Raw genomic sequence first — 23,707 nt, forward strand, 5'->3', positions numbered from 1 at the left:
TATGAATTATAACCGATTTTTGAGAGAAGTGAGTTGATATCGCTGTTGTGCGCTGTTGTGCGCTGTTTGAGATTACCACGATGTAAGCGTCTTTTGAGTATGAGTGTTAAAAAATAGAGTATGTAACAGAAAACTTAATATAGAGTTGCAAATTTATAAAGTAAATCTTACAAAATTAAGTGAATTTTGTAGAAAAATTAACTTATCATTGTTGTGCTTTTTGCAAAATTATGACTCTCATTCTCGCTAGGGTCGCAAGAGCACCTTTGAGTTAACGATAACTCATTGTCTGGTTTCATCAAATACGCTTATTAAAGCTCACCAAGCATCATTTCAAACAAACGCTCACATGTATGAGTAATATTTAGGACTCTTTATGAAGTTAATCTCGAACTACTTATCTAAAGCAATATTGGCGCTAGCAGTCATTGGCTGTTCAGCCAACGTTTTGGCCGCCAAACCAAATCTAGTATTACAACAGCCCAATGTTTCTTTAGAGTTGGCCAATGAATTGATCGATGCCACCATGGCAGCCTGTCACGCAGAGGGCAAATCTGCCGTTGTTGCGGTTGTTGATCGTGCTGGTAATTTAATCGCGCTACAGCGTGATGATAACGTTGGTCCGCACAATACTGATGCTGCTGTTCGTAAGGCATTTACGGCATTATCTACCAAAACGCCTTCACGTACGTTGGCGGATAATGCTCGCGCTAATCCAGACTCAAATAACTTGAATACGGTAAATGATTTACTGCTGATCGGCGGTGGTGTGCCGTTAAAGTTTGGCAATGATGTGATTGGCGCTATTGCAGCGGGCGGCGCAGGCGGTGCAGTACAAGATGAAGCTTGTGCGTTGAAAGCTATCGAAAAAGTCATGCCTAAACAGAAGTAGTTGATGGCTTAGATATTGCTAGCAGTAGATATAAAAAAAAGCCCTTAGGGGCTTTTTTTGCATGAGCTCTAAAATAATTTTATGCAGCTAACATTATAGACACAAAGGGTTGTCGATTTATTATTTCCGATTCTTCCGCGTTTTCAAACGACGCAAACGTTTTTCTTCTTCTTTGGCGATTCTTTTCTCTTCTGCTGCTAAGCGTTGCTCAGCGACGACGAGCTCTTCAGCTTCAGACATGGCTGGCGTCTCAAGCGTAATACGCCCAAGCTTAGCGCTACGTAACTCGTTGATCAAAATCTCAGACATGCGGTAAGTATCGACTTGATTGCCCGAACGTACACAGCCGCGATTGCGTCCAGCGACTTCAAAAAACTCCCAATCAGTCTTTGGTAGCGCTTCAATTTTATAGCGGGTTTTTAGCAGATCAGGATAGGCTTGCATCAAGTATTCAGCGGTATAGCTGGCAACATCAGCGAAGTCAAAAGCGGTATCACGAATACCGCCCGTCGCTGCCAGACGATAGCCAGAGTTTTCGTTTTCGACTTTTGGCCATAGCATACCGGGCGTGTCATAGAGCATGATGTCATCATCAAGTTTAATCAATTGCTGCGACTTAGTGACCGCTGGCTCATCGCCAGTTCTAGCAACCGCGCGCCCTGCTAAAGTGTTAATCAACGTCGATTTACCGACGTTTGGAATCCCCATAATCATGGCTTTGATTTGGCGACCTGTACCCACTTTATTGGGCACAAGTTGTTTACAGATGGCTATGATACGTTTGACATCATTGGCTTTATCAGTATCGCAAGCAATGGCTTTCACACCGCTTTGCTGCTCAAGATAGTCCATCCACGCTTGGGTCAATTCAGGATCAGCAAGGTCGGCTTTGTTCAGGATTTTGATGACGGGTTTTTCGCCGCGCAATGCCGCGACCATGGGGTTTTCACTACTATATGGGATACGCGCATCGATCACCTCGATGACCAAATCCATCTGCGGCATGATTTCTTTGATTTCGTTACGGGCTTTGTTCATGTGCCCAGGGAACCACTGAATACTTGCTCTCTTATCCATCTGCTTTCATAACCTTTTATAAAAAATGCGCAAAGTAAGACGATCGTCATTTACTTTTCATGGTGTCCAGTTTACTACAGAACCACCTTGCTCACGCTACAATTTCGCCCAACCAGATGCGCGGTTACTCTTGAGCTGGATTTTCTATTTCATCGCGGGCAGGAGGTAACGGTGCAAGATAACCAATTAATAGTATTAAGCTGCCTGCGCCAAGGAAAGATATCACTCGCCAAATCGCTTCGGTCTGTGACAAATCAACCAATACCAGTTTGAGTACGACGACGCCTAATAGCCCGATACCCATAAACCAAAGCGTCCGCTGCCAATAGCGACTGGCGACGATGGTGGCGGCTAAAGCCAAGAGAGTCCATAAAATAGTCAACCCTGTCTGCACTTGCTCGCTATTCCATGCGCCGCCCTGAGCGCTGTCCCACAGCGGTGTACCGATAAAGGCATGTAGGGTTCTGACCAATATACTGGAAATCAGCCAAAAGCTAATAAGTCCTAACATAACCAATAAATAATCGGCGGTAAGTATGCGCTTAGTTTGGGGAGCTGCACTTGATTCGATACGACTCTCATCGCGGCGATGTTGGCTCATGTAATATAGACTAAACCCAACCAATAGCGTCAGCCATGAGGTAATGTCGTATAAATTCAATAGCGGAAAATATGACATATCCCAAATTACACCATCATAAGACCAGTTGGTAATGATGACCCAACTTAAAGCAATGGGAGCAAAGATAGCCGCGCAGCTCAATAGCGCTTGTTGCCAATCAAACCAGTATAGTGGGCTTTGCTTGCATGCCTTGTTTGTACGCGTATTTTGCTTGGGATAGTAAGCATAACGATGACAGCACCATAATCCAGCCAATATTAAAATGGCTGGACTCAAGACAGCCATCACGCCAGCGGAATCTGCGAGTCCGTAATGGGCAGCGGCAGCGATAATTAAAATGCTAGCTCCTAGCCAGCTTGCGCCATCGTGGCGTGACAACTCGGAATGGTCGTACCACGTCTTTAACCACAACTGTCCGATGACCAACCAACCAACGATTGAACCAGTCAATAGTAGCCAATCTGCTCTCTGCCATATTAAATGAAACTCGAATTTTTGCGGTAACTGTAGGACGAGCATGAGATAAAAGACGATCGATAAGCCGTGGCTAAGTTGTCTGATTTCTATCCACGAGTGATAACGATTGATTGTCCAATATATGGCAAGGCTGACCAGTGCTGCGAGTGCAATTATGGTTGTCGTTGCCAGTGTCCAACTGGCAAACCACTGGTTAAAATCAAGCAGCAGCACTTGTAGTAGCCACGCTATAGCCGTAAAGGTCAAAAACCTTATGAGTATAGGACTGTGCTAAACAAGATTAAATACTGTGCTGTGGCTGTTGATTGAGGTTAGCCATTGCTGAGCGGCATGAGTGCTAATACCTAATGCGTTGGCATAGGTTGCTATCGCATCTGGCGTGGCATTTTGCTCTTGAGAATATGTTGAATGATTATCTAAGCTATCATTTAAGTCTTCGTTCAAACTATCATTTAGCATAGCTGGCGAGTTGTTCGTGCGTAAAATAAATACAGTGGCTAGATAAGTCATAGCCGAAATGGTTAAGGCCAATGTTGGATAATCCTGAATGGCGAAGACGACTTTTACCATCAGCATACAGATACTGATTAGCTGCAATAACAAACCAAATAACACTGACCATGCGCGTAGTGAGCGCCGTCCAAACCACACCAGTGCCAACCCTTGTACTGACCAGCCAAAAGCAATCCATTCAGCATCTAATGCTAAAGGGATTACCAGCGCCAAAAAACCAAATCCTAAAGCCAGCATGCCTTCGGTGATTAAGGCATAACGTTGGCTACGCTGCACAAACAACCAGCCGAGTCCTAAATAAACAGTGGCTAAAATAGCACTCGCGATGGTTAAAGCGTTAGGAATGTCATCTAATAATGCCGCAAATAAACCAAAGGCTAATATCGGCACTGAAAACAGTAAGCCAGTATCAATAGGGAATACATAGCTATTATTTCTTGCGTGAACGCTATCTAAATGCTTTACGTTGTCTGCGCTATTTGTCTGGATGATGTCTGTTTCATTAAGAGTATTGTAGGCAATGATTTGTTGGGCATAGCGAATGACGACAAACAGATATAGCAATAAGTGTAAGGTGACCAGCAAGACTAAAGACCAGCGCTGCGCCTCAATGACCGTGCTCAAATTCTCACTGATGCCCCAGTAGTAAGCCAATCCAAAGGTCACAGTGATACCGAATAAATTCAGTATTTTCCACGGGCGGTAATGCGCAATAATCGCAATCGTCACGTTCAATAGTAGATAGTAACTAAACAATACCACCAAACTGCCCGTGTCTTCACTGGTCAAAATAGGCGCAAAGAAACCACCCGATAATGCCAACAAAGCCAGTGGAAAGGCATTTTGACGCACGGCGAGTGCAATGGTAATCACAGATAATAGCCCAAGCCCAATAAAGCTCGGTAGACTAGGCAGGACTTGGTAAACGCTATAGGCAAAAAAGGTCGTTAAATACGCAATCGCTAAGCCTGCGCCTTGTAGAGTGATGCCATAAGCAAAGCGATTTTTTGCCAATTTTAGACCTAATGCTGCTAGACCTAAACCGAGGATGCCTATCGCTAAAAGCTTGGACGCTATCGACACTTCGATATAGTCGCTTAACAAGCGAAGTAGTAGCACCACACCGATAAGTAAGACGATCACGCCAACGCGCACGACTAGATTGCCGCCAAAAAACCAGTTTTTGATAGAGTGAATCAATGAAGTGACGATAGGCAGTGAGCGCTCATCCGGCTCTATGGGCGATGGTTTTTTTGGAGAAGTGGCTGGTTTCGGGTGGATCGTAGCAGTAGATAAAGGAGGTGCTGATTCAGATAGCTCCTCGATAATAGGTTGGGGCGAGTGAGTCTCAGCTATCGTTTGAGCCATTGGTTCAGTATGAACGTCTACGTTATTATCGGCGTTGACGTTGTTCATAAAGCTGACACGGTGTTGCTGCGCTTGTAACTCATCTTGCAGTTGCGTGATGTCTCGTTGAAGCTGATCAACGCGTCGCTTTAATTTATGGTAAAAAACGATAATCACTACTAGACAAACAAGCAATACAAACCCGCTGATATCAGACATAGCGCTACCACACCGTTACTCAATATTTGATGGCTTGATGATGACTCGATTTCAAAGCAAACACAAGCAAAGCGCTCATCAAAATAAACGGGTTAGCCCAAGACTATTCGTTCACTATCATTGAGCTGACCTTGATGCTTTATAAACTAAGATATTTATGCAGCATATAATTTATGTCTTTCTGATAATGTACATTCACGCAAGGTTAGATAATTCACCATACCTGAGACGATACCTGCAATAACACCGATAATAATTAAAGCTGAAATCAAAGATACTTCGACCGTACCTGCGTATTTTTGCCATAGTACAGCAAGAGAGGTTAATACCCCAAAGGTAAAAAATCCATGCTTTATCGTCAACCAAAAAGCAGTTGGGAAGAAGGCTACTTTTTTCTTTGATACCAAAATAAGCCACCATAGTTAAAATCATGGCTAACGTAATCGATAAGGTAACGGAGGTACCGAGCACTGTGTCTTCATTATTGGTAATAGAGTCAACAGATATTGCGATTGATGAGTATGTTTTTAAGAAGAAGTATTGTATGCCGCCGTTAATGAAGGCATTGATTACGCCAGTAAGCATAGCGCCTTTTAGCAATTTTGCGTTTAATGTTGTTGTCATGGTTTATGTTCCAAGTCCAAGCAGGTAGGTTTATGCATAAAAAATACTGAGTAGATAAAACTCTACCCAGTATGGTCGAATGCTCAACACGCCCTATTATGTATCGTTTATAAATTTATGATTAAAATGATGGCTAAGTTTATGAGGTTGGCATTTTGCTTTTGTAAACACCGCCACCATTGACTGTCAGTTCAGCACCAGTAATCCAAGACGCTGCATCACTTAACAAAAACGCCATCGCTTGAGCGATATCTGCTGGCACGCCACGTCGTTTTAGGACGATACCTTTGACCACATTATCGATCATCTCTTGGGTATAACCGGCTTCTTCAGAGGAAGCACCATTATCTACTGTACCGATGATTAGTGAGTTAAAGCGCACTTCAGGACCTGATGCGACCGCCATACTTTTTACCATATTTAGCAAGCCCGCTTTAGCTGTGCTGTATTCGATAAATTCTGGCGATGGTGTATTACCAACCATGGATCCAGAAAATACCACAGAGGCGTTTTCTTCTTGTTTTAAATACGGCATACATAAACGAGTCAAATGATAAGATCCCAAGGTGTTGAGCTTATACGCATTGACCATTTTTTCGGTGGTAGATTCCCATAAGGGCGTATTTGCACCCCAACCGACGTTGTTAACTACTGCAGAAATCTTACCGAATTTTGCAATAGTTGCATCGACCAAGGCTGCAATTTGCGTCTCGTCAGTAAAGTCGGTTTTCATGCCTAAGGTTGCATTGCCTGTTTCTTTTTCGATATCAGCGGCAATTTGCTTCACTTTATCTTCATTTAAATCAGCGAGGACAATGTTGCCTCCTAATGAGCTTAAAAACCGTGCCGCCTCGCTACCAATAGCGCCTGCTGCACCACTGATAATGATAGTTTTATGATGAAAGTCGAATAGTTGTTGGATGGTTTTCATGGTTTTACCTTATTATTAGTGAGTGATTAGTAAGCTATCAGCAAGGGGTGTGACCGATTTTATGAATCACGACTGTGCAATAACCATGTTAGCGTCTTAAATCCTTACTAATAGTAAGCCTTTGTAAGTGTATAATGAGCAATGTGGGTTTTGTATGATCAAAAAAAGCAGAGTGCGGCGGACGCACTCTGCTATATATTGCGTTAATAGATAGGGGTTAATAAATAGTGTGTTAATAACCTGAAAACAGCTATTGATATGCCTGATTCAAAGATTATTTACCTAAGTTATTTACCTAAGTTATTTACCTAAGTTATTTACCTAAGTTATTTTCCATAAATTCAAGCATGTTTTCCCAGCTTTGCTTGGCAGCGGCTTCGTTGTAGCCAAGATCAACCTCATTTTTAGCAGCGCGCTCATCGGCATGTGGGTTGGTAAAGCCATGTTTAGCGTTGTCATAAACATCGATAATATAGTCAACACCAGCAGCATCTAGTTCTGATTTTAGACCTTCTATTGCTTCCATTGATACCATTGAATCATCGCGACCGTGAGCAACCAATACGTTAGCGGTGAAGTTTTTATCCGCTGGCTGTTTTGGTGTTGGGTTGCCATGGAAAGTGGCAACCGCTTTTAAGGGCATACCTTCGCGCGCCATATCGAGGACGACCTTACCGCCGAAGCAAAAGCCAATCGCTGCTAGATTGTCACCATCAACGGCTAGTTGGTCGCTAAAGTCATTAAGGATTAAACGGCAGCGCGCCATCAGCATATCTTGATCTTCTAATACTTGCTCCATCCATATATTCGCTTGTGCCGCATCGGTGGTCAGCTTGCCTTCACCGTACACGTCCATTGCGACGGCAGCATAACCTGCTTCTGCCAAGCGCTCGACCACTGATTTTGGGTGATCAACGATACCCCACCATTCTGGCGCTACTAAAATTCCTGCAACAGGATGGTCGTCAGATGCATTTTCTGGCAATGCCACATAGCTGATAAGCTGGACACCGTTTTCGGTGGTACTGATTAATTCAAAAGTCTTAATTGACATATTATTATCCTTTTTTATGTGAGAAGTTTTACGTTATAAAGGTGATTTGTCTGTGTTTTTGCGACATCGTTTTTCTTACTTTTACTACCTTAACGCTCAACCTAGGCAAAAACAGCTATAATACTGTAACGCTCTTTATCAAAATGCTACGGCACCTTTATGACACTAAATTTGTTAAACAACTGTGCAGCCCACCTAGACTCTGACGCAACTTTGCCGCTAAAAGTCACAGAAAAATCAGCTGTGAGCTTATTTCCTGACAGTGGTAATGAAAGCAACAGCAATAGCGACCATGACAGTGAACTCAATGACACATTGCGTCCGAATTTTTGGTCGCGCTTTGTATTGTCAGAACTCAATCATAGCGAATGGGAAGCGTTGTGTGATGGCTGTGGCAGCTGCTGTTTGATTAAGTATATTGACGAAGATGAGAATGGCGATGTGGATGAAGAGTTGGTCGAGTATACCGATGTGACTTGCCAGCTAATGGACTGTACGACGGGTTATTGTCAGCACTATGACACGCGTCAAGAGCATGTACCAGACTGTATTCAGCTGACCATGGACAATCTGCCGCAGATGACGTGGTTGCCTGCGCACTGCGCCTATAAGCGTTTGTATAAAGGACAAAATTTGCCAAGTTGGCATTTGTTATTGACCCAAGATGCAGTGGTAACGCAGCAACAAATGCGTGCTGCCAATGTTGGCGTGGCTGGGCGCTGTGTTTCTGAGACTGGTATGTCTGATGAAGCGATGGAGGAGCGGGTGGTCAGCTGGGTTAAGCCTTGATAATACTGAGAGTTACTGAAATCAGTGACATCAGTGACGTTGGTATTATTGCAGGGTAAAAGTATAATGCTACTTGATGTTAATAAGAAGCCTGAGCCGCAGATTTGGCTTTTGCCTCAGCATCTTCTTGCGTGTCAGCCAATGGCGGGATAGGAATGTCCTGACGAATTTGCTCAGAAAATTCGCGGCTGTTTTCGTTGTTATTAACGCCAGACTCTAGAGTGATTTGATTATTAAATGCTTTAACCTTTGAGTTGATATGGGTACGCGCGTACCATGTATCCATTGACCAAGGCTGTCCAGTCTTTTCTGGATTAGCATCAAGCATACCGACATCATATAGATAATTTGGCAGCCAGCCAGAGACCCAAATACGATAATCCCACGGCAGGCGATCGCCACTGACGATACGCGCCATATAAAAAATGATATTGGTGCAATTACTGAGTAATGTGTTGTACCAAGCAGGCTTGGCATTCAATTCATCGGCAGCGGTTAAGTAAGATTCAAATAGTGACTTGACCTCATGCTGCTGCAAGTTGCTAACGGGGAATAGGTAAACTTGCTCACCACGCGCATTCGTTCGGGTATAGATAATATCACGCTCTTCTGCGGCAATCAGGCTCAGTTCATACCGTCTAAAAAACCCTGCCAATGCCGAAAATGATTCGCCTTCTTCTTTACGAATCTCAAACGAGAAAGCAAGCGGTCTATCGTCTTCAAAACGAAAGCTGACCAACGTATGAGCAATCAGTGGACCCATCCAGTAAGAGTTGGTGACATCGACGCCAGATAGTTTGGACATATCAATGGTACGTGTGTCCCAGCGTTCGGTCGCCTCCGTGTCGGTATGCCAATCAAAGTTACGTACATTGGTTAGGGTCACTAAATCAGGATTGGTTGCATCGCGCTCATAAGTGACCCTTTCACTTACCTCAGCCATCCAGTCGCGCTCTTGCTGAGGTTCAATAGTAAAAAACCAGCCAACGCCTACCAACCAAATAGCGCCATATAAAGCGGTTAACCATTTATTTGCTGACTTGCTATTTATGGTTGCTTTGTTGCTCCATTGTTTATTGCTGCGTTGTTTATGATCAAAGCGCTGAGCTATTTTCGACCAATAGCGAACGCTCAGTAAGGCTGTCAGTACACCAACAATGAAAAGTGCGGTTAACCAAGTGATGGCAGAGCCTGCTCCAAACTGATACCAAATCGCCAGCAATAACCAAACGGCTGACAGTAGCAAGGTGATAATGATGAAAAACTGTACAAGATAATATCGCCATGTAGGTGTCGGTTGGCGACCATTCGCAGTGTTATTTTTTAAGCTGTGTCGATCCGAACCATGATTATTTGACTCAAGCGTGTCCAAGCCGTTATCTGAACGATGGCTATGTGAGTGCGGCGTGAGCAGGCGAGAGAAAAAGGAACGTAGCGACATAGGGTGTGCTTTGGTGTGTGAAGGCTTTGACCATAGCAAAGTTTATAACGTACTGACAATACAATTTGAGTGAATTTATCGTTGAATGTCGGTGAGCCTTGCGCTAAAGTGAAGCTACTTTGATCTGCTCTATTTATAATTTAATAATCAAAGATCTGTTTTATTTGCTGTATTCATCCCCATCTACGTCTGTTATTACGTATTATTTTAACTGTTATTAACTAAAGAGGTTAAATCACATCACCATGTCTGACGACACTCCCAGCCCGAGTAGTTGGTCGATGCGCGGCTTAAAACGCTGGCTATCGACCGCCCCCGAAACCCGTGACGAATTGATTCGTCTGGTACAAGACTCGCGCCAGTTCTTAGAGCCTGATACCGTCGATATGTTAGAAGGCGTGCTGGATCTGCCTGCGACACAAGTGCGCGAAATCATGACGCCGCGCCCGCAAGTGGTTGGGCTGCACGAAAGCACCAGTCTCGCTGAGGTGATGGATATCATCCTTGAGACCACCCATTCGCGTTATCCTGTCTTTGACAGTCAAGATGATGATGCCGTCATTGGCATTTTATTGGCGAAAGATTTGATTCCTATTCTTGTGCATATGGTGCGCGATCAAGAAGATAAAATCGATAGCAAACGTTTGAGAGATCTGGTACGTCAGCCGTTATATATTAGTGAGACGGCACGTTCTGATACCTTGTTACGCTCATTGCAGCGTACCCAAGTACATATGGCGATTGTCGTCGATGAATTCGGCAACTTTGGCGGTGTCGTTACCATGGAAGACTTGCTTGAAGAGATTGTCGGTGACATCGTCGATGAGCATGATGACTTCGATGAAGACAGTGATATCAATAACATCGTCGCTGATCCTGAAAAACCAAATACGTGGCGTGTGCAAGCGTCTACCGTGATTGAAGACTGTAATGATGAGCTTGGTAGTCATTTTGATGATACGGATGTCGACACCATGGGTGGTCTAGTCATGCAGGCGCTTGGTTATGTGGGCGATTTGGAAGGTGAAAGCGTGGTGATAGATGATTGGAAAATCACTATTACTGATGTTGAAGGGCGTTTTATCCAAAATCTTGAGCTCACCAAAATCAATCCTGATCAGCAAATATTGATAGGCAGTCATTGATGTGTCGATAGCGACCTAAACATTGTTTGATGTACTCAAAAAAACACGATTGCGGTCGTGTTTTTTTTGTGTTTGCTATTGGGTATTTGCTACGCAATGTTACCTATTAATGGGTTGAGACTGGTATCATGGGCGGGTTTAACTTTTAGATACTGTACAAAACACAATACGGTCTGCTTCAGCTTGGTTTTCATCTGAATGTTGACGCTTAAAATTTTGAAAAATATGGTTTTGGATAACTGCTATGCGCCTGTCTACTGTTGATTTACAAAAACGCCTGAACCCTGACAAGCCAAAGGGTTTGCCTATAGCGCTGACGGTATTGATTGCGTTGTTGGCAGGGTCGGTGTTTATATTTGCACTTGCGCCTTATGGCATTTGGCCACTGGCGTTAGTGTCGCCTGCTATTTTATATGCCTTATTGATGCCTGATATGAGTGGCAAGCGTGCTTTTCTTATCGGTCAGGCTTACGGTACGGGACTTTGGTGCGTTGGTGCATTTTGGTTATACACCTCTATTCATGTTTATGGCGATACGCCAGCATGGCTTGCGCTGATTATGATTGCGCTGATGGGGCTAGGCATGGGGTTATTCCATGGCTTTTTGGCGTTGGTTTTCAACCGTATGGTCGGTCGTCAGCCGTTGTCGTTTGCGGCGCTATGGATACTCCAAGAGTGGCTGAAAACGTGGCTGTTCACTGGGTTTCCGTGGTTGTTTGTCGGTTATGCTTTTACGGAGCAGTATTGGTTATCCTCATTAGCACCAGTCGCTGGCGTCTTTGCAGTGTCTTTTGTGGCGGTATTATTGGCAGCCAGTTTGGTTGAGCTATTGCGTCGCCGTAGCGGCTATATGATTCCGTCGATAGCATTGTTGGTAATTAGCAGCGCGTTATGGTTGATTAATCCGCAATGGACGAAACCAAAAGGCACGCCTGATTTGTCCGTGTCCTTAATCCAAGGTAATATTCCACAAGATTTAAAATGGCTCACCGAATATCAAATAGAAACCTTGAAAATTTATGCAACTCTGACAAGTACCGAGTGGGATCGCGATATCGTCTTATGGCCAGAATCCTCGATTCCTATGTTTCAAGATGAAGCGATTGGCTTTATCAGTGAAATGGTTAAAATGGCCAAAGAAACAGATACCACATGGGTAACAGGTATTCCTTATCGAGATTTAGAAAACTTTGACCCAAAAACGGATAAATATCCGCCATTTTATAATAGCGTGGTTGCGCTAGGTAGTGATGCTGAGGGGATGTATAAAAAGCAGCGTCTGGTACCATTTGGTGAATATATTCCCTTCGAAGGCATGTTAGATATCTTGCCAAACCTTGCTGGTAGTCAAGAAATCATGAGCTATAGTCGTGGTGGTGACAATCAATCACCGCTGCGTGTACGTGGTCATAATTTGGGCTCAGCAGTCTGTTATGAAGTGGCTTACCCTGATACCACTCGTAAAAACGCGATTGGCACGGACTTCTTATTGACCATTTCAAACGATGCTTGGTTTGGTACGTCGGCAGGTCCATTGCAACATCTGCAAATGGTGCAGATGCGCGCGCTAGAGAATGGGCGTTGGTTTATGCGCGCGACCAATACGGGCGTGACCGCGATCATCGATCACAAAGGTCGTATCGTCGAGCGTGCACCGCAGTTTGAGCGCACCGTATTGCGCGGTGATGTTCAGGCGCGGGTTGGTAATACACCTTTTATGAGCTTCGGCAATTATCCGATTCTCTTTATCATTACGCTGTTACTTGTCTTGAGCTATTTTGGTAAGCGTGGGATGCCGTAACCGCGTTTGGGTAAGTCGCTAAAATAACTGGCTATTATTACCAGTGATAATGAATCGCTCGAATGGGTTATCAGAATTAACCATAAAAGCGAGTGGCAAAGTTTGTTGATAATAAATCCTTTAAATACTTAAGGGTTTTAACAAATCGGTACGAATTGCGATATAATAGACCAATATTTTAAATATTTTGTGCAAGGTGGATAAGGTATGTCAGAACATATTGTCGAAAACAACCCTAAGAAAGAGTTCTTATTTGCTTTAGGCGGTGTTGCCTTATTTTTAGGTATCGTCTTACTTATTGGTATTTCTGGATTTTTGCGTCCAGCAGGCGAGCACATTACTGCTGAGACAACCGAAACGTCAGCGGCGGCTGATGAAGCAGAAGCGATTGCTGCTGAAGACACTGCGCCAGCTGAAACAGCACCTGTAGCTGCGGATGCTACAGCGACTGATACTGCTGCAGATGCAAGCGTCACCCCAGCGACCGATACTGATAGCGCTGTGGTTACCGCAGAAGCTGGTACTGCAACTGCTTCTGGTACAGTTAGTCAAACTGCGGTTGCAGATGCTGATCTAACGGCTGAGCAAGCAGACGGTGATTTGGAAGCGGGTGATACCACTGATGAAGCGGTAGCCGCACAGTAATATACGTAAGTCGATGCTACATTTTTAAAGTATGGCTCGACAAACCGCTTCGCTTAAAGTCCAAGTATTTTCGCTTAAAGCCTAAGTGGTTTTGCTTAAAACCTAAGTATTATGGCAATATTATTGTAATACCATAAGCACAACAGCGTCGTCATCACTGCCATTGATGCTAAAAATAAAAGCCCGCTTTCAGCCAATGATAGCGGGCTTTTTTGTGGGTATTTGTGTAATTATTGACCAATTATTTCTTTACTTGATTATATCCAAGTGAAACAATGATGCGCCTATATGACCGCTTGTCGGGATAATTATATATTTGGTCGTTAATACAGTGGTCTTTAAAGGAATAAAGTTATGAGTACAGAATCAAAGTCAGAGGTTAGTGCTGCTGAATTGGCAGCACTAGATAATGGATTTATGGGGCATCCTAAGCCGCTACGTCCATTGTTTTTCACAGAAATGTGGGAGCGATTCTCTTATTATAGTATCCGTCCACTATTAGTATTATTTATGGTAGCGACCGTCGGTAGTGGCGGTTTTGGTTTCGATGAGGTCACAGCTTCTGCTATCTATGGTATTTTTGCTGGTTCGTTATATTTAGCGGCAGTACCGGGTGGCTGGTTGGCTGATAATTGGCTCGGTCAAGAGCGTGCACTGTGGTGGGGTAGTATTATTATCGCCCTTGGTCATTTGTGTATCGCACTATCCGCTATGTTTGGGATGACGCTGTTTTTTGTGGGTTTGATGTGTATCGTTCTCGGTTCAGGCTTATTTAAAACCTGTATCTCCGTGATGGTCGGAACGTTGTACCCCAAAGGCGATGCACGCCGTGATAGTGGTTTTACTCTATTTTATATGGGTATCAATATCGGTGCGCTACTGGCTGCCCTTATCGTTGGCGTATTTAAAGAAAAAGGTATGTGGCATGTAGGCTTTGGTGTCGGTGGTCTTGGCATGTTAGCTTCACTATTGATTTATCGTTTTTCAGCTAAAAAAACCTTAAATCGTTATGCTCGTGCCAAAAACATTACGCCTGAATGGGAACAAACGACCGGACGTTTCAAAAATGTAGGTCGCTGGGTTGGCGGGTTTCTCGCGCTACTTGCTGCCATTACTGTCTTAGTGTCGACTGGTATTATGCCATTTAACCCTGAAATGGTTGCTCAGTATATGACTTACCTCATTGCCGCAGTCGTCATATTATACTTTGCTGTCATGTTTATTTCACCGCGATTGGACAAAACTGACAAGCTGCGTTTGTTAATTTGTTTTATCTTAATCATCGGCTCGACGCTATTTTGGTCAAGCTTTGAGCAGCAGCCAACGTCTTTTAACTTGTTCGCTGATCGCTATACAGACCTGAATGTTTTAGGCTTTGAAGTGCCTAGTATTTGGTTCCAATCGCTTAATCCCTTATTTATTTTAATATTAGCACCGATCATCAGCATTGTCTGGGTCAAGCTTGCCAATCGAGGCCTTGAGCCAAATAGTATGGTGAAGTTTGCGCTTGGTATGTTGTTTGCCGCTGCAGGCTTTGCTTTGATGATATTTGCCTCAAAAAGCATTTTGACTAGCGACGGTGGATTGGCTTCACCTTTATGGTTGGTGGGTAGTTTATTATTGCTGACCCTTGGTGAGTTGGCGCTCAGTCCTGTTGGTCTGTCTGCAATGACTAAGCTTGCGCCAAAAGGCATGCAAGGTCAGATGATGGGGCTTTTCTTTGCTTCTCTCGCTTTAGGTAATTTGGTTGCTGCGTTCTTTGGTGGTCAAGTATCAGCGGATAAGATCGAAGGGTTGCCGGGCTTATTTACGATGATGACGATCTTTTTGGTGGTCACAGCCGTTGTCTTATTGGCATTAGCCAAACCCATCAATAATATGCTGCAAAAAAGCGAGCGTGCAGATAAGCTGAGCTAATTCAGACACGCGGTTAACGTGATTTAGGATCAATAGCAATACCAGCAAAAATGTTAGATGGCGAGACGTGTTACCATGATTGGTAGCACGTTTTATGGTGACACTTAGTAAGTTATTGCCCCCACGCTATTGAAAGTACGCTTTCCGCCCAAACATCTAATGATGCTCTGCTGTAATGCTCCTAAAAATAGTTAGCCTTATCTATCTGGTCATTGACAATATTTTAATTTTTAAGACATTGAGCTGCTTACGCAGGTTTAGGTGGTGAGCATTCAGTGAATGATCAATAGCAAACGCCTAAAACAGTTCACTCGCTCAAATAAGACGACTATCTATAGTCGCCTCACAATATGATTTTTCCAAATCTTATTTTTTAAAATCAATAAGGACACCTTTTATGAATAAACAAAGCATCCACGATCGTATCGACAGCCTACGTCAGGCGTTGGTAGCACAAGATCTGACCGCGATTATTGTACCGTCTGCTGATCCGCATTTATCTGAGTATCTGCCAGAATATTGGCAAGCGCGCTTATGGTTATCAGGATTCACAGGCTCAGTCGGGACGCTCGTTGTTACCGCTGATTTTGCTGGATTATGGACGGACAGCCGCTATTGGGTACATGCCGCTGACCAATTAGAGGGTACTGGTATTAGCTTAGAGAAGCTTGCACCGGGTCAGCCAAATCATATTGATTGGCTCGCCGAGCATTTGGCTGAGGGGGATAGCGTGGCAGTCGACGGCAATGTATTGTCTATCTCTGAGCAAGATAGATTGTTAAATGCCTTTGATGCCAATGACATTACCTTAATCACTGAGCGTGACGTATTGACAGAAATATGGAGCGATCGTCCAGCGCTACCAACCGCCAGTCTATATCAACACGATGCGCAGTTTGTCGCGCAGTTTGCTACCTCAAAACTTGCCGCTGTACGCGCAGGTATGGCTGAGGCAGGCGCAACCCATCACTTGCTTTCAAGCCTAGACGATATTGCTTGGTTGACCAATTTACGCGGTGCTGATGTTGACTATAACCCTGTGTTTTTGGCACATATGCTCATTAGCGAAAATGACGCGACATTGTTTATCGATAATAATAAAGTCAGCAGCGAGATAGCACAAATCTTAAGAGACAGCGGTATCACCCTTGCTGATTATGATGCTGTGCAAGATGCGTTGGGCACATTGACTGCTGATGACTTATTGCTATTAGACCCAAGTAAAGTGGCAGTGGGTACGTTATCTAAAATGGGCGATGGCATAGGTTTTATTGAGCAAATGGCGCCAAGTACGTTGCTAAAATCGGTTAAATCTGACGCTGATATCGACCATGTGCGTGAAGCCATGCGTCAAGATGGCGCGGCATTAAGTGAGTTTTTTGCCGCATTTGAGCAGCGTTTAGCAGACGGTGAGCGTTTAAGCGAGCTGGACGTCGACAGTATGCTCATCGAAGTGCGCAGTCAGCAGCCACATTATGTGTCGCCAAGTTTCCCGACTATCGCAGGCTTTAATGAAAATGGTGCGCTGCCACATTACCGTGCAACGCCAGAAAAATTCAGCTACCTTGATGTCAATGAAGGCGAAGGTGGTTTATTACTCATTGACTCAGGCGCTCAATATCAAAACGGCACCACAGACATCACCCGTGTGGTCGGTATTGGGCAGGTAAGCAGCGAACACAAACGTGACTTTACTACCGTACTCAAAGCCCATATTGCCTTAGCAAAAGCGCATTTCCCTGATGGTATCGCTTCACCACTCATCGATGCAATATGCCGTGCACCATTATGGCAGGCACAGATGGATTATGGTCACGGTACTGGTCATGGTGTTGGTTATTTCTTGAACGTCCATGAAGGCCCACAAGTGATTGCTTATAGTGCCAGTATGCCGAAAGAGCGTGCGATGAAAGAGGGCATGATCTCAAGTAATGAGCCAGGTCTATACCGTGAAGGCAAATATGGTATTCGTATTGAAAACTTGATGGTTAATAAACGCGTTGCTCAACCAGTAGAGACGGAATTTGGCGATTTTCTTAATTTTGAGACCGTCACTTATTGCCCAATTGATACTCGTTTAATTGAGTCGTCATTATTGACTCAAATCGAAATTGATTGGTTGAATAATTATCATAGCCAAGTCTATGCAGAGCTAAAAGACCGCGTTGAAGGTGCAGCTCTTGACTGGCTGACTGAGCGGACTAAGGCTATCTAATGTAAACGCTCATATCGACGAAGCTAAAATGAAAAAACCCCCGTAAAGTTTACGGGGGTTTTTTAGTACTAGGAATTTATTACTGAGGATTTATTGCTAAAAGGTGATGCGTAGGGAGCAGCGTTTAGCTTTTTTTCGATTCTTTGTCAGTTCCTGCTTCATCTTCGCTTAGATTTTGAGTCACTTCAGCACGTAACCAAGATTTTAAATTCTCAGACATCAGCATCATTTGCTCGCTGAGATAGTCATCAATTTGCATTTCCAACTCACGGATCATCTCTTGATGCGTGGTACTTAGTTTCGCATCTTTCAGGGCCAGTTTGATGGCGGCGCTGGCTTTGTCATTGACCGCTTTTATACTGTGGTCGTCATTGATATGCTTGTCATTAGCGACATTAGCATGTTCACTAATGGTTTTGTTCTCAGAGCTAGATTGCGTCGCAGCCGATTTTTCAACATCTTGGTTTTTCTCAACCGTGCTATCAATGCTGAGCGATTCTGAATCACTCGCATCATTGGTGTTCATAGCGGTCGTTTTATCAGCAAGATTATTCTTCTCAGCGGCTATTTGCTCAGTTTTCTGTTGTTCTTTTTGCGCGGTATCTGCTGCTTCTTTTAATCTAGCACTTTCTTTTAATCTGGCATCCTCTGCCGCTTTTACTTTTTGTTGTTCTTCTCGCTGTTGTTTTTCAGCAGTCGCTTGCTCTTCGGCTTTTTTGTCAGTAATGGCTTTAGCGATGGCTTGCTCCGCTTCATGGTTTTCGTAGAGCTCATCGATGTGGGTATCCAAATCATGAGTATTAAACACAAAGCTTTCAAATGGGGTATCGTTTTGCAATAAGGTGGTGATGTCTTTTAGCTCTTGGGTAATTGCTGCGCGAATAGGTTCAGGCGCACACGTCCAGCGCTGGTAAAACTGATGGGAAAATGAGTAGCTTGACATGGTATCGTCCATAAATGTTCCAAAAATTACCCCTTATCATACGCAAATACGATAAGGGGCTGCAAGTGGACAAACGTATCAAATCTGACACCAAGGTTACAACGACCGATATGGTGAGTTTTATACCTTAGTGATTCACGGGCCAGCGCGCAAATACTAACGAGCCATTGGTACCACCAAAGCCAAAGCTATTGGATACGGCATACTGTAGGTTTTCAACTTTGCGCGATTGGTTGGCGACATAGTCGAGATTACAGTTGTCTTCCACATTGTCCAAATTAATGGTGGGTGGCACATGCTGATGCTGTAGGGCAAGGACGGTGAATATGGCTTCAACAGCACCCGCGGCACCAAGCAAATGACCCGTCATCGATTTGGTTGAGCTGACCAAAATGTGGTCTTTGACTGGGGCAAAAACGGTTTCAATAGCAATCGATTCAGCGACATCACCTGCAGGGGTGCTGGTGCCATGAGCATTGACATAACCAACACTCGATGGCTCAATGCCTGCATCATTTAGGGCATTACGCATCGCTCGTGCCGCACCGCTGCCATCTTCAGGCGGTGCTGTGATGTGACTGGCATCATCACTCATCCCAAAGCCGACCAGTTCAGCCAGTATGGTTGCACCGCGTGCTTTGGCGTGAGCGAGGCTTTCTAGCACCACCATACCCGCGCCATCACCGAGCACAAAGCCATCACGGTCTTTGTCAAAGGGACGCGACGCCTTGGTCGGTTCGTCATTGCGAGTTGAGAGGGCATGCATGGCACCAAAACCCGATATGCCAAGCGGGCTGGAGCCTTTTTCACTACCACCTGCTAGCATGACATCGGCGTCACCATAAGCAATCAGACGTGCAGCGAGACCCATCGCATGGGTCGCGGTGGTACAAGCCGTCGATGTCGCAAGGTTGGGACCTTTTAAGGTATGTTTAATCGCCACTAAGCCTGCTGCCATATTCACAATAGAGCCAGGAATGATAAAGGGCGAAACTTTCATAGCGCCTTTTTCTCGTAGCGTATCGCGACTGTTTTCAATGGTTTGGATACCACCAATACCTGAGCCTAAAATAATGCCGAATCGCTCTTGATCGACATTTTGTACAGGTGCATCAGCAGCACTCACTTCATCGATAAAACCAGCGTTCTGTAATGCCATACTAGAGGCCGCAATACCATAATGAATAAATTCATCATAGCGTCGCGCGTCTTTGGCATTCATATATTGCTTGGCATCGAAATCCTTGACCACGCCAGCAATTTGAGCGCGATAGCCAGTAGCATCAAAATGTGTAATTGGCGCGATGCCGCTTTCGCCATTAAGCAGGCGTGTCCATGAGCTTTCGACGTCGAGTCCCAAAGGTGTCAACGCACCCATACCCGTAATTACGACGCGCAAGTCATCGCTACGCTCATAGTGCGGTAGTTTCTGACGCGGTTGATACTCTGCTGTTGCGCTAGCATCATTGGTAGCTTGATCAGTAAATGAACTGCTGTGTTGGCTCATGCGATATATCCTATACTTACGAGTCCTAAGAGGAGGGTATTTCAGAATTCATTATAAAACACATAAGTGCACGCATGTAAACTAAATTTATTTCGGACGCGTAGTATGTGTCTTATAAAGTATGCGCTATAACAATCATGTAAGGATCTATCAAAAAATCCGATATAATAAACAATTGTTTTATCTATACGGTAGGAATATTTTTATGGTTTCATTGAAGTTTTTATTTCCTCTCTTATTGTTTATGAATATTCCGGCCCTAGCGGACTGTCAACTTCGTTTTGATGACGGCTATAAGCTATCAAAAGATATCATTGCTGTTGACCAAGGAGAGTGCGGATTTACAGAGGGGCTTGCTATGATTGAAAAGAATAGTAAGTATGGGTTTATTACTCGCCAAGGTCAGATGATCGTGGAGCCTAAGTATGATTATGCTGAGGATTTCAATGGGGGTTTGGCTATAGTTGGTAGTGACTATAAATACGGCTATATTGATTCAACAGGTAAAGTCGTTATTGATTTAATCTACGATAATATACATCCCTTTAATGAGGGGCTTGCAGTCGTACAAAAAAATGGACCTTATGGCTTTGTTGACAAAACTGGCAAGATAGTTATAGATATAAAATACGCGGATGCTGGTGGTTTTGATCATGGTCTAGCGATTGTACATGATGGCAGTAGAGGACTTATGAATCATGATGGCGAGTTTGTATTGCCGCCTGATTATATTATTATTCAAGGCTTAAGCAATGGTTTTAGGCCTGTTTTTGGTTACGGAGGTTGGAGTTTTGCTGATGTAAATGGCAAGCTGATTGATGAGCTTCAGTACCATAAAGTCAATACCTTTAATGAAGCACGCGCTGCTGTACAAAACAAAGCTCGAAAGTGGGGCGTTATCGATACCGAAGGAGCGGTTGTTTTAGATTTTGCTTACGATGAGGTAGGCGACTTTGATCAAGGGTTGGCCTATGTTAAAAAAGACGACCGCGCTTTTTACGTTGATAGGGACGGTAACGATATATTAACAGGCAATTATGACGATATTGAGCCTTTCAAAGACGGTTTAGCTAAAATTCGTAAAGGTAATAAATTTGGCTATATCGATAAAAATGCTGAGATAGTCATACCGATTATATATAAGGAAATATCTTCTTTTGAAGAGGGGTTGGCAAGTTTTCGAAAAGATAAAAAAGTAGGTTATATAGATAAAAGCAATAACATAGTCATTCCTGCTAAATTTGATAAGGCTGCACCATTTGTTAATGAGCAGGCCATTATTATAGTAAATGATAAGTACGGTGCTATCGACCGTGCAGGTAATATAGTTATAGAGCCCATATACGAGCAGATACAGCATTTTTTTGAAGACATAGCCCCTATGAAGTTAAATGGTAAATATGGTTTTATCGACAAAAAAGGAGAAGTAGTCACTGAGCCGATTTATAGTCGTGTTAGTAGATTTATCTATGAGCTTTCATATGTAGAGCAGAATAAGAAGATGGGCTTAGTTAATACTAAAGGGGTTGAAATAGCTAAGCCTGAGTATGATGAGATCAGTGCTTGGGTCATAGATGGTTTGGTTATGGCAAAGAAAAATGGCAAAGTTGGCTATATCAAAAATACAGGCGAGGTAATCATTCCGTTTAACTACGATTCAATAGGAGAGTTTTACAACGATAAAACCTTTATAGAGGTGGATGGGAAGTTTGGCTATATCGACAAGAGTGGCAAGGTGTTAATTAAGCCTATCTATGAAAAGGTAAAATCTTATTCAGCAGATGTGATTGCGATAATGAAAGATGGCAAATGGGGCATAGTCGACTTAGAAAGTAACAGATGGATTGAACCTACTTATGATGAGTTAAGCTTTCCAGAATCAGGTCGTATGTTAATCAAAAAAGACAATAAGTACGGCTTTATGGATATGAAAGGCAATATAGTAATAGCGCTACAATATGATCAGGCTACCGACTTCGATAGAGGCGTTGCTCAAGTGCGAAAAGATAATCATTGGTATAGTATCAATCGTGTAGGAGATACAATTGGAAAAGTTTCATTAAATTTTAAATAAATTACTATAAGTAAAGTCGTTTTATCAATACCAATGCTAGCTAAAACTAATTTTAGCTAGCATCAGAATCAATAGTCCATTAAGCGAAACAAACCTGACCCAAAACCACGCCTTTACTGGCGCCAGTGACCGCTGGTAAGTTACCCGTTTCACCTATTAGTGTTTGCCGTGCCAGCCATGCAAAGGCGACGGCTTCGACCCACGCTGGATTCAGCCCTAAGCTTGCGGTGGTCTCTACCGTGCAATGGGGCAGATGCGCTTGCAAGCGTGTCATTAAATAATCGTTTAATGCACCGCCACCGCAGACGTAAACCGAGCTATCTTCATGAGCATTAATAAACATATTAATTTGCATACTGGCACTCATCGCTGTCAGTTCAGTGAGCGTTGCCTGTACATCTGCTGACGAATAGCGAATATGGGCAGATGCCTGATCGAACTTTTGCAGCTCATCCTGTAGCCATGCTAAATTAAAATCTTCACGCCCAGTGCTTTTTGGATACGTTCGCACAAAAAACGGATGTTCTATTAGCTGATTAAGTAGCGGCTCAATCACTTGTCCAGACTGCGCCCAAGTGCCGCCAGCATCATAATCTTTATCAGTATGCAATGCCGTCCACGCATCCAACAATAAATTGGCAGGACCCGTGTCATAACCAATCACAGGACTATCGTTTGCTGGTAAGACAGTGATATTGGCAATACCGCCTAAATTTAATAACACGCGCGTGCTATCAGGCGTGGCAAATAACGCTTGATGAAAAGCTGGAACCAACGGCGCTCCTTGTCCACCAACCGCCATATCGCGGCGGCGAAAATCGCTGACGACGCTAATGCCAGTACGCTCAGCAATGATATTGGCATCGACCAATTGCAAGCTAAAGCCCAGTTGCGGACGATGGCGTACCGTTTGACCGTGACAGCCAATCGCTAGCACCAACTCTAAATCAGTATTCGATTGCTGCAATAAATTATTGACCACCTCGCTGGCAAATTCAGCGTATTCTTTACTTGCCCAACCGAACCAGTCTAATTCGCTGTTTGGTTCACCCTCTGCGGGTACTAACTCTTGCACACCATTAGGCTGACATAAAGCCAATAACACTTCACGCAAACGCGGCGGAAATTCTTGGCTATGAGTTGCTAACAGTCGCATCGGTTGCTGAGTGTTTTCTTCCCCACCGAATTGACAAAGAACCGCATCCATCCCGTCTAAGCTGGTGCCAGACATCATGCCGATATATAAACCATCATCGAAGTTTTCAAACACCGTTTGCTCAAGCGCATCGGTCAAGGTGGCATAATTTAAATCGTCAATATTATCTAGACGGCTATCTAAACTTAAATCTGTGTCAGGATTATTCTGAATATCGTCAATCGATACGGGCTTGGTCATGGCAATTTACCTTAAAAAACGCTAGTATATCTCTCAAATTCTAACATCTTTTACTGGCTACGAGATTCTAAATAGCCC

The 23,707-nt window shown here is 43.8% G+C and carries 18 protein-coding genes; 8 read left to right on the forward strand and 10 right to left on the reverse strand.

Annotated elements, in window-relative coordinates; genetic code table 11:
* Positions 1 to 376: 376 nt before the first annotated feature.
* The gene (locus tag ACP7AE_RS10230; RefSeq protein WP_238034592.1) at positions 377 to 892 is read left to right on the forward strand and encodes a GlcG/HbpS family heme-binding protein; all 516 of its coding nucleotides are present in this window, start codon (positions 377 to 379) and stop codon (positions 890 to 892) included.
* Positions 893 to 1,012: 120 nt separating this feature from the next.
* On the opposite strand, the gene ylqF is transcribed toward ACP7AE_RS10230, so the two are convergent.
* From ylqF to ACP7AE_RS10260, 6 genes are all read right to left on the reverse strand, one after another.
* Entirely contained in the window at positions 1,013 to 1,969 is a 957-nt protein-coding gene (gene ylqF, locus ACP7AE_RS10235; RefSeq protein WP_426242904.1) for a ribosome biogenesis GTPase YlqF, read from the reverse strand.
* Positions 1,970 to 2,093: 124 nt separating this feature from the next.
* The gene (locus ACP7AE_RS10240) at positions 2,094 to 3,314 is read right to left on the reverse strand and encodes a DUF2339 domain-containing protein (protein ID WP_426242906.1); all 1,221 of its coding nucleotides are present in this window, start codon (positions 3,312 to 3,314) and stop codon (positions 2,094 to 2,096) included.
* Positions 3,315 to 3,338: 24 nt separating this feature from the next.
* Positions 3,339 to 5,147, reverse strand: a complete 1,809-nt coding sequence (locus tag ACP7AE_RS10245) for a DUF2339 domain-containing protein (RefSeq protein ID WP_426242908.1) — start codon at positions 5,145 to 5,147, stop codon at positions 3,339 to 3,341.
* Between the two features lie 155 nt (positions 5,148 to 5,302).
* A complete protein-coding gene (locus ACP7AE_RS10250; protein ID WP_426242910.1) occupies positions 5,303 to 5,554 on the reverse strand; it encodes a hypothetical protein in 252 nt (83 codons plus the stop codon).
* A 356-nt stretch (positions 5,555 to 5,910) separates the two neighbouring features.
* Positions 5,911 to 6,702, reverse strand: coding sequence for an SDR family NAD(P)-dependent oxidoreductase (locus ACP7AE_RS10255; protein WP_087813609.1), 792 nt, complete (start codon positions 6,700 to 6,702; stop codon positions 5,911 to 5,913).
* Positions 6,703 to 7,015: 313 nt separating this feature from the next.
* A complete protein-coding gene (locus ACP7AE_RS10260; RefSeq protein WP_045452456.1) occupies positions 7,016 to 7,756 on the reverse strand; it encodes a dienelactone hydrolase family protein in 741 nt (246 codons plus the stop codon).
* Between the two features lie 315 nt (positions 7,757 to 8,071).
* On the opposite strand from ACP7AE_RS10260, the gene ACP7AE_RS10265 reads away from it, so the two are divergent.
* Entirely contained in the window at positions 8,072 to 8,545 is a 474-nt protein-coding gene (locus ACP7AE_RS10265) for a YcgN family cysteine cluster protein (protein WP_426242936.1), read from the forward strand.
* A 79-nt stretch (positions 8,546 to 8,624) separates the two neighbouring features.
* On the opposite strand, the gene ACP7AE_RS10270 is transcribed toward ACP7AE_RS10265, so the two are convergent.
* Positions 8,625 to 9,986 carry a DUF4105 domain-containing protein gene (locus tag ACP7AE_RS10270; RefSeq protein ID WP_426242913.1) on the reverse strand — a complete coding sequence of 454 codons (1,362 nt, stop codon included), beginning with the start codon at positions 9,984 to 9,986 and terminating at the stop codon, positions 8,625 to 8,627.
* A 245-nt stretch (positions 9,987 to 10,231) separates the two neighbouring features.
* On the opposite strand from ACP7AE_RS10270, the gene ACP7AE_RS10275 reads away from it, so the two are divergent.
* The 5 genes from ACP7AE_RS10275 to ACP7AE_RS10295 all read left to right on the forward strand — a co-directional run bounded on the left by ACP7AE_RS10275 (position 10,232) and on the right by ACP7AE_RS10295 (position 17,709).
* On the forward strand, positions 10,232 to 11,131 hold the full coding sequence (locus ACP7AE_RS10275; protein ID WP_045445952.1) for a CBS domain-containing protein: 900 nt from the start codon (positions 10,232 to 10,234) through the stop codon (positions 11,129 to 11,131).
* Positions 11,132 to 11,375: 244 nt separating this feature from the next.
* Entirely contained in the window at positions 11,376 to 12,932 is a 1,557-nt protein-coding gene (gene lnt / locus ACP7AE_RS10280; RefSeq protein WP_426242915.1) for an apolipoprotein N-acyltransferase, read from the forward strand.
* Positions 12,933 to 13,139: 207 nt separating this feature from the next.
* The gene (locus ACP7AE_RS10285) at positions 13,140 to 13,577 is read left to right on the forward strand and encodes a hypothetical protein (protein WP_060491940.1); all 438 of its coding nucleotides are present in this window, start codon (positions 13,140 to 13,142) and stop codon (positions 13,575 to 13,577) included.
* Positions 13,578 to 13,931: 354 nt separating this feature from the next.
* A complete protein-coding gene (locus tag ACP7AE_RS10290) occupies positions 13,932 to 15,494 on the forward strand; it encodes a peptide MFS transporter (protein ID WP_109592090.1) in 1,563 nt (520 codons plus the stop codon).
* A 397-nt stretch (positions 15,495 to 15,891) separates the two neighbouring features.
* Positions 15,892 to 17,709 carry an aminopeptidase P family protein gene (locus tag ACP7AE_RS10295; protein ID WP_426242918.1) on the forward strand — a complete coding sequence of 606 codons (1,818 nt, stop codon included), beginning with the start codon at positions 15,892 to 15,894 and terminating at the stop codon, positions 17,707 to 17,709.
* 124 nt (positions 17,710 to 17,833) lie between these two features.
* On the opposite strand, the gene ACP7AE_RS10300 is transcribed toward ACP7AE_RS10295, so the two are convergent.
* Both ACP7AE_RS10300 and fabF read right to left on the reverse strand, forming a co-directional pair.
* Positions 17,834 to 18,664, reverse strand: coding sequence for a hypothetical protein (locus ACP7AE_RS10300; protein WP_201540720.1), 831 nt, complete (start codon positions 18,662 to 18,664; stop codon positions 17,834 to 17,836).
* 115 nt (positions 18,665 to 18,779) lie between these two features.
* On the reverse strand, positions 18,780 to 20,159 hold the full coding sequence (fabF, locus tag ACP7AE_RS10305) for a beta-ketoacyl-ACP synthase II (protein ID WP_426242920.1): 1,380 nt from the start codon (positions 20,157 to 20,159) through the stop codon (positions 18,780 to 18,782).
* Between the two features lie 205 nt (positions 20,160 to 20,364).
* On the opposite strand from fabF, the gene ACP7AE_RS10310 reads away from it, so the two are divergent.
* Positions 20,365 to 22,233 carry a WG repeat-containing protein gene (locus ACP7AE_RS10310; RefSeq protein ID WP_426242922.1) on the forward strand — a complete coding sequence of 623 codons (1,869 nt, stop codon included), beginning with the start codon at positions 20,365 to 20,367 and terminating at the stop codon, positions 22,231 to 22,233.
* 79 nt (positions 22,234 to 22,312) lie between these two features.
* Here the strand turns inward: ACP7AE_RS10310 and ACP7AE_RS10315 are convergent, their stop codons facing one another.
* Complete coding sequence (locus ACP7AE_RS10315) at positions 22,313 to 23,629, reverse strand: anhydro-N-acetylmuramic acid kinase (protein ID WP_426242924.1); 1,317 nt, start codon at positions 23,627 to 23,629, stop codon at positions 22,313 to 22,315.
* Positions 23,630 to 23,707: the final 78 nt, after the last annotated feature.

It is taken from the genome of Psychrobacter sp. TWP2-1-2 (assembly GCF_049896785.1).
Taxonomy (GTDB): domain Bacteria; phylum Pseudomonadota; class Gammaproteobacteria; order Pseudomonadales; family Moraxellaceae; genus Psychrobacter.

Bases quoted from the DNA above. Each gene is read 5' to 3' on its own strand.
- ACP7AE_RS10300 (WP_201540720.1), bottom strand. From the start codon at position 18,664: ATGGACGATACCATGTCAAGCTACTCATTTTCCCATCAGTTTTACCAG.
- ACP7AE_RS10275 (WP_045445952.1), top strand. From the start codon at position 10,232: ATGTCTGACGACACTCCCAGCCCGAGTAGTTGGTCGATGCGCGGCTTA.
- ACP7AE_RS10295 (WP_426242918.1), top strand. From the start codon at position 15,892: ATGAATAAACAAAGCATCCACGATCGTATCGACAGCCTACGTCAGGCG.
- ACP7AE_RS10245 (WP_426242908.1), bottom strand. From the start codon at position 5,147: ATGTCTGATATCAGCGGGTTTGTATTGCTTGTTTGTCTAGTAGTGATT.
- ACP7AE_RS10255 (WP_087813609.1), bottom strand. From the start codon at position 6,702: ATGAAAACCATCCAACAACTATTCGACTTTCATCATAAAACTATCATT.
- ACP7AE_RS10285 (WP_060491940.1), top strand. From the start codon at position 13,140: ATGTCAGAACATATTGTCGAAAACAACCCTAAGAAAGAGTTCTTATTT.
- ACP7AE_RS10290 (WP_109592090.1), top strand. From the start codon at position 13,932: ATGAGTACAGAATCAAAGTCAGAGGTTAGTGCTGCTGAATTGGCAGCA.
- lnt (WP_426242915.1), top strand. From the start codon at position 11,376: ATGCGCCTGTCTACTGTTGATTTACAAAAACGCCTGAACCCTGACAAG.
- ylqF (WP_426242904.1), bottom strand. From the start codon at position 1,969: ATGGATAAGAGAGCAAGTATTCAGTGGTTCCCTGGGCACATGAACAAA.
- ACP7AE_RS10270 (WP_426242913.1), bottom strand. From the start codon at position 9,986: ATGTCGCTACGTTCCTTTTTCTCTCGCCTGCTCACGCCGCACTCACAT.
- ACP7AE_RS10315 (WP_426242924.1), bottom strand. From the start codon at position 23,629: ATGACCAAGCCCGTATCGATTGACGATATTCAGAATAATCCTGACACA.
- fabF (WP_426242920.1), bottom strand. From the start codon at position 20,159: ATGAGCCAACACAGCAGTTCATTTACTGATCAAGCTACCAATGATGCT.
- ACP7AE_RS10260 (WP_045452456.1), bottom strand. From the start codon at position 7,756: ATGTCAATTAAGACTTTTGAATTAATCAGTACCACCGAAAACGGTGTC.
- ACP7AE_RS10230 (WP_238034592.1), top strand. From the start codon at position 377: ATGAAGTTAATCTCGAACTACTTATCTAAAGCAATATTGGCGCTAGCA.
- ACP7AE_RS10310 (WP_426242922.1), top strand. From the start codon at position 20,365: ATGGTTTCATTGAAGTTTTTATTTCCTCTCTTATTGTTTATGAATATT.